Below are 6,204 nucleotides of genomic sequence, written 5' to 3'. Positions count from 1 at the left end.
CGACACCTACCTCGTCGACACTGCGGGCGACCGCGTGTTCGAGGTGGCGGATGGCGGCACCGACCGGGTGTTGACGAGCATCAGCTACGTGCTCGGAGCCGGTCAGGAGATCGAGCGGCTCGGCACGACGAGTGAGGCCGGCACCACCGCGATCAAGCTCAGCGGCAACGAACTTGCCAACACCCTGGTGGGCAATGCGGGGGCCAACACCCTCGACGGTGGCGCTGGCGCTGACCTGCTCTATGGCCGCGCCGGCAACGACACCTACCTCGTCGACACTGCGGGCGACCGCGTGTTCGAGGTGGCGGATGGCGGCACCGACCGGGTGTTGACGAACATCAGCTACGCGCTCGGAGCCGGTCAGGAGATCGAGCGGCTCGACACGACGAGTGCGGCCGGCACCACCGCGATCAATCTCAGTGGCAACGAACTTGCCAACACCCTGGTGGGCAATGCGGGTGCCAACACCCTCAACGGTGGCGCTGGCGCTGATCTACTCTATGGCCGCGCCGGCAACGACACCTTCGTGTTCTCGACGGCCTTAGGTTCGAGCAACATCGACCGCCTCACCGATTTCGCGGCGGCGGATGACACGATCCAGTTGGCGCGGGACGTGTTCACCGCCCTCTCGGCGGGTGGCCTCGCGTCGAGCGCCTTCAAGGATCTCGGCAATACCGGCGCCGTGGTCGATGGCACCGACCGCATCCTCTACAACCACGACACCGGTGCGCTCTCCTACGACGCCGATGGTAGCGGCACGGCCAAGACGGCCATCCAGTTCGCCGTCATCGACACCAAGGTCACGCTGACCCACGCCGACTTCCTGGTGGCGTAAGCCCGTGACACGCCCTGGCCGGACACTTTGCGTTCGGCCAGGGCTTCTTGATTCTCAAAGCTCTGGGCCACCTACGCAAGATATCGCCGTGGGTGGTCTGCCAGCACGTTGCACGCCCCTCATAGGAAGGGTCGCCGCCGGCCGGGATGGGTTCTCCGCTCTCGAGCCCTCATAAGCATTTGGCCGTCTTGTCACGGCACCTCACCTCAGGCGTGGTGTAGCAAGCGGCGCGAGCCCTAGCGGATCGGCGGACAGGGGACGGTGCAGAACGTCTGGACGTAGCTGGGCGAGACGTGAGAACCTCATCGAGGTCGGCTCCTCAGATCGGTGCCGGCGTCTCCCGCTCATTGATCTAAGCTTTCAAGTGGGAGTCCGACGAAGCCTTGGATGATGCCCGCCAAGGGCGTTCCTCGCCCAAAAGCAGACTGGCAAAAATCCACCCGTCTCGGACGTTGAGCGATCGGTACCAAGCGTCGGATTTCCACCACCAGGAAGCGGAACGGGAGCCTGGGGGCGATCTTTCAGGGCGACCTTTCAAACGGAGATACTGACCGGCAGGCGCCGCGACTTTGACATTGGACACCGGCTCGTGTCATCGGGCCGCGATGACGATGCGAGACCTTCCCCCCGGTGAAGGCCCCCTTGGCACGGGCTCCGGCGGGGAACGGCGGATCGACCTTGGCCGTTGGCAGAGGCATCGATTCTGTGCGGGCGCGCGATCCGATCCCGCATCGGGCCATCCTGCATCGAGCATGGCGACGAAGGAAGGGTGGCAGTGAGTGTCCTCGTGAACGGCGGCGAGTGCGGCGCGCTGATCGAGGCCGCGGATTGGTCTGCGACGCCCCTCGGACCCTTCGAGTCCTGGCCTGTTTCCCTCCGCACGCTGACGGCGATGATGGTCGCCTCGCGCCAGCCCATGTTCATCACCTGGGGGCCGTCGCGGATCGTCCTCTACAACGACGCCTATGCGCTGCTGCTCGGCCACAAGCACCCGGACGCGATGGGGCGTCCCATCGCGGAGGTCTGGTCGGAGATCTGGAGCGACCTCGCACCCATCGTCGCCGATGCCTATGCGGGACTCTCCATCCAGATGGACGATGTCTCCTTCGTCATGGAACGCAACGGATTCCCGGAGGAGACGCATTTCGCCTTCTCCTACACGCCGGTGCGGGAAGAGGACGGCTCCGTCGCGGGTTTCTTCTGCGCCTGCACCGAGACGACCGGCCGGGTCGGCGCCGAGACCCGGCTGCGCGAGAGCGAGGCCGAGGTGCGGGGCGTCCTCGACGGGATGGGCGAGGGCTTCCTCCTGCTCGACCGCGATTTCCGTGTCCGCCGCATCAACGCCGAGGGCCTGCGCCTCGACGGCCGCCCCTCCGAGGCGATCCTCGGCCGTCACCTCCTCGACGTGTGGCCGGATGCCGAGCGGATGCCGACCTGGCCGCTCTACCGCCGCGCCATGGCGGAGCGCGCCTCGGCCGAACTCACCTACCGCCATACCTCGACGCAACAGGACATCTGGATCGAGGTGCGGGTCTACCCGTCGGGAAGCGGCCTCTCGGTCTTCTACCGCGACATCAGCGAGCGCAGAGCGTCCGAAGAGGCCCTGCGCGAACGTGAGGAGCGCCTGCGCCTCGTGATGGAGGGCGCGCGCGACCATGTCGTCTTCACCATGAACCCGCAGGGCGTCATCACGAGCTGGTCGGCGGGCGCCGTCGAGGTTCTCGGCTGGAGCGTCGCCGATGCGCTCGGCCGTCACGGTTCGATGATCTTCACGCAGGAGGACCGGGCGAAGGGGATCGATGCCGGGGAGATCTCCAGGGCCGTCGAGACCGGCCGCGCCGATGCCGAGCGCTGGCACCAGCGTTCGGACGGGACGCGCGTGTTCCTCGCCGGCTCCCTCCACCGGCTGCCGCCGGACCTGCAGGGCCGCTCGCCCGGCTTCCTTCGGATCGCCCGGGACGAGACCCAGCGCAGGGCGCAGGCCGAAGCGCTGACGGAGAGCGAGGCGCGGTTCCGCAACATGGCGGACCACGCCCCCGTGATGATGTGGGTCACGATTCCGGACGGGTCCTGCATCTACCTCAACCGGCGCTGGTACGAGTTCACCGGGCAGACCGAGGCGGAGGCCCTCGGCCTCGGCTGGACCAAGGCGACGCATCCCGACGACGAGGGGCTGGCGGCGGACACCTTCCTGTCCGCCAATGCTTCGCACGAGCCCTTCCGGGTCGAGTATCGCCTGCGCCGGGCCGACGGCACCTATCGCTGGGCCATCGATGCGGCGACCCCGCGCTTCGGCACGGAGGGCGAATTCCTCGGCTATGTCGGCTCGGTCATCGACATCGACGAGCGCCGGGAGGCGGAGGAGCGTCTGCGCCAGAGCGAAGGGCGTTTCCAGGCCATCGCCGATTCCATCGACCATATGGTGTGGTCGACCCTGCCGGACGGGCACCACGATTACTTCAATCAACGCTGGTACGACTATACCGGCGTCCCGGCGGGCTCCACCGACGGCGCTGGCTGGAACGGCCTCTTCCACCCCGACGACCGGGACAAGGCCTGGACGGTGTGGCGCCATAGCCTGGAGACGGGCGAACCCTACCATATCGAGTATCGCCTGCGGCACCGGTCGGGCCAGTACCGCTGGGTGCTGGGGCGGGCGCAGCCCGTGCGCGACAGCGGCGGCCGGATCGTGCGCTGGTTCGGCACCTGCACCGAGATCCAGGACATCGTCGAGGCGCGCGACGTGCTGGCCCGCTCGCGGGCGGAGCTCGAACGCGAGATCGCCGAGCGCATCCAGGAACGCGTGCGGATCTGGACGCTGATCCCCGACCTGCTGATGTCGGGCACCCTGGGCGGCCAGTTCCTCAGCGTGAACCCGGCCTGGAGCGAGATGCTCGGCTACGACGAGGCGACCCTGCTGGCGACGCCGTTCTGGCAGATCATCCACCCCGATTTCCTCGATGTCAGCGCCGGGATCGTCGAGGCGATGCGCCAGGGCCGCACCATGCGGCACCAGAACCAGATCCGCACGGCGGCCGGCGAGTATCGCTGGTTCGATTGGGTCAGCGCGCCGGTGGGCGACGTCTTCTACGCGGTGGCCCGCGACATCACCGAGGAGAAGGCCCGCGAGGCCGCTCTCGCCCAGACCCAGGAAGCCCTGCGTCAATCGCAGAAGATGGAGGCGGTGGGCCAGCTCACCGGCGGCATCGCCCACGACTTCAACAACCTGCTCACCGGCATTTCGGGCAGTCTCGAATTGCTGCAGACCCGGATGGCGCAGGGGCGCCTGACCGAACTCGACCGCTACATCAACGCGGCGCAGGGCGCCTCGCGCCGGGCGGCGGCCCTGACCCATCGGCTGCTCGCCTTCTCGCGGCGCCAGACGCTGGACCCGAAGCCCACCAACGTGAACGCCCTGGTCTCGGGGATGGAGGAACTGATCCGCCGCACGGTCGGGCCGGCGGTGACGATCGAGGTGGTCGGCGCAGCGGGCCTGTGGCCGGCTTTGGTAGACCCCAACCAGCTCGAGAACGCGCTGCTGAACCTCTGCATCAACGCGCGCGACGCCATGCCGGATGGCGGCCGCCTCACCATCGAGACCGCCAACAAATGGCTCGACGGGCATGCCGCCCGCGAACGCAACCTCGAACCGGGCCAGTATCTCTCCCTCTGCGTCAGCGACAACGGCACCGGCATGACGCCGGAGGTGATCGCCCGCGCCTTCGATCCGTTCTTCACGACGAAGCCGCTGGGCGAGGGCACCGGCCTCGGCCTGTCGATGATCTACGGCTTCGTGCGGCAATCGGGCGGCGAGGTGCGGATCTATTCCGAACTCGGCGAGGGCACGACCATGTGCCTCTACCTGCCGCGCCATTACGGCGAAGCCTCCGAGGTGGACGAGGCCGGCGCCTTCGCCGCCGCGCCGCGCGCGCAACGGGGCGAGACCGTGCTCATCGTCGACGACGAGCCCACCGTGCGCATGCTCGTGACCGAGGTGCTCGAAGAGCTCGGCTACACCGCCATCGAGGCGGCAGACGGGGCCTCCGGCCTCAAGGTGCTGCAATCGGACGTGCGCATCGACCTCCTCGTCACCGATGTCGGCCTGCCCGGCGGCATGAACGGCCGCCAGATGGCCGACGCGGCTCGGGTGGCGCGGCCCGACCTCAAGATCCTGTTCATCACCGGCTATGCCGAGAACGCCGTGGTCGGCAACGGGCATCTCGAGCCCGGCATGCAGGTGCTGACCAAGCCCTTCGTGATGGAAGCGCTGGCCGGCCGGATCAAGGACATGATCGCCTCCGGGTAGGGGTGAATTCGGCACCCGAACCCTCGTCTCCCTTCGGGGCGGCCCGGCGGGGGCGGCGTTCTTCACCCGCCCGCGGGAGACCGGCTTCTCGCTCGGGAGCGGTTTATCCAAAGGAATCCGGACCGAGCTATAACTGTATTATAAATTATGCAAATCATATCAATCTATAAAATTTTCAGATTGAATCTGTTCTTTGGATATTGAGATAGCAGAACTTCATTATACGTCGGATTGAGGCTTCGATTCTAATGATTCTACGTCTGGGTATCAGCAATCCGTCAACACGGAAGCCAGGACGCTCGATTTCGGCCCTGGCGCGCTGATTGATGGATATGAGGAGTTTGGGAACATCCTCGGCAGTGCGTCCGACGATGTCCTTTACGGAACCGGCGGCGCCAATACGCTGAGCGGCAATGGCGGTTCCGACGAATTGTACGATCGGGATGGCAACGATCGCCTCGTCATCAGCAGTTCGCCCGTGATGGTGGATGGTGGCGAGGGGACGGACCTGCTCTTCGTGAACAAAGGCAGTGCCGTCGCCCTGACCGACGCTTCGTTCACCGGCTTGGCCAGCATCGAGAAGGTCTATGTCCGCGATGGGGCGGCCCTCAGCATGACGGGCGTCGATATCGGTGCGAAGATCTATTCGCAGAGCTTGGCCGTTGGCGGCTCCACGATCACCGGCACGGACGGCGCCGACCGCATCGTGGCTGGAAAGGGCAGCGACGACATCACCGGCGGCAAGGGCGGCGATTCCCTCTTCGGCGGCGCGGGCGCCGACACCTTCGAGTTCGTCTCGGGCGATGGCCGCGATGTCATCCGCAAGTTCGATGTGACCGAGGATGTGCTTCACATCGGTGTCATCACGGGCAGCATGGATGACGTGAAGATCGGATCGTTCCACGGCGAGGCCAACACGATCATCACCTTCACGGGTGACACCGGAGCCTCGAACAAGATCATCCTGCCTTCCGTCACGGCCGATTCCGTGACGGAAGGCAGCTTCATCTTCTGACGTCCGCGCCGTCCTCCGCCTGCCCGGTCGCGTGATCCCCTCGCGATC

General features: G+C 66.5%; 3 protein-coding genes. All 3 read left to right on the top strand.

Features of this window, described 5'->3' with window-relative positions; all coding sequences use genetic code 11:
• A partial coding sequence (locus tag AC0IXR_RS15705; protein WP_471761401.1) for a calcium-binding protein occupies positions 1-835 on the top strand: 835 nt, incomplete at its 5' end.
• 775 nt (positions 836-1,610) lie between these two features.
• Positions 1,611-5,141 (top strand): hybrid sensor histidine kinase/response regulator, encoded by a 3,531-nt coding sequence (locus AC0IXR_RS15700; protein WP_471761584.1) that lies wholly within the window; start codon positions 1,611-1,613, stop codon positions 5,139-5,141.
• Positions 5,142-5,460: 319 nt separating this feature from the next.
• Positions 5,461-6,156 carry a calcium-binding protein gene (locus tag AC0IXR_RS15695; RefSeq protein WP_471761583.1) on the top strand — a complete coding sequence of 232 codons (696 nt, stop codon included), beginning with the start codon at positions 5,461-5,463 and terminating at the stop codon, positions 6,154-6,156.
• Positions 6,157-6,204: the final 48 nt, after the last annotated feature.

The sequence above is a fragment of the Methylobacterium sp. AC832 genome, assembly GCF_979256025.1.
The sequence above is the reverse complement of the archived record's forward strand: the minus strand, read 5'-3'. Positions and strand labels throughout refer to the sequence as shown.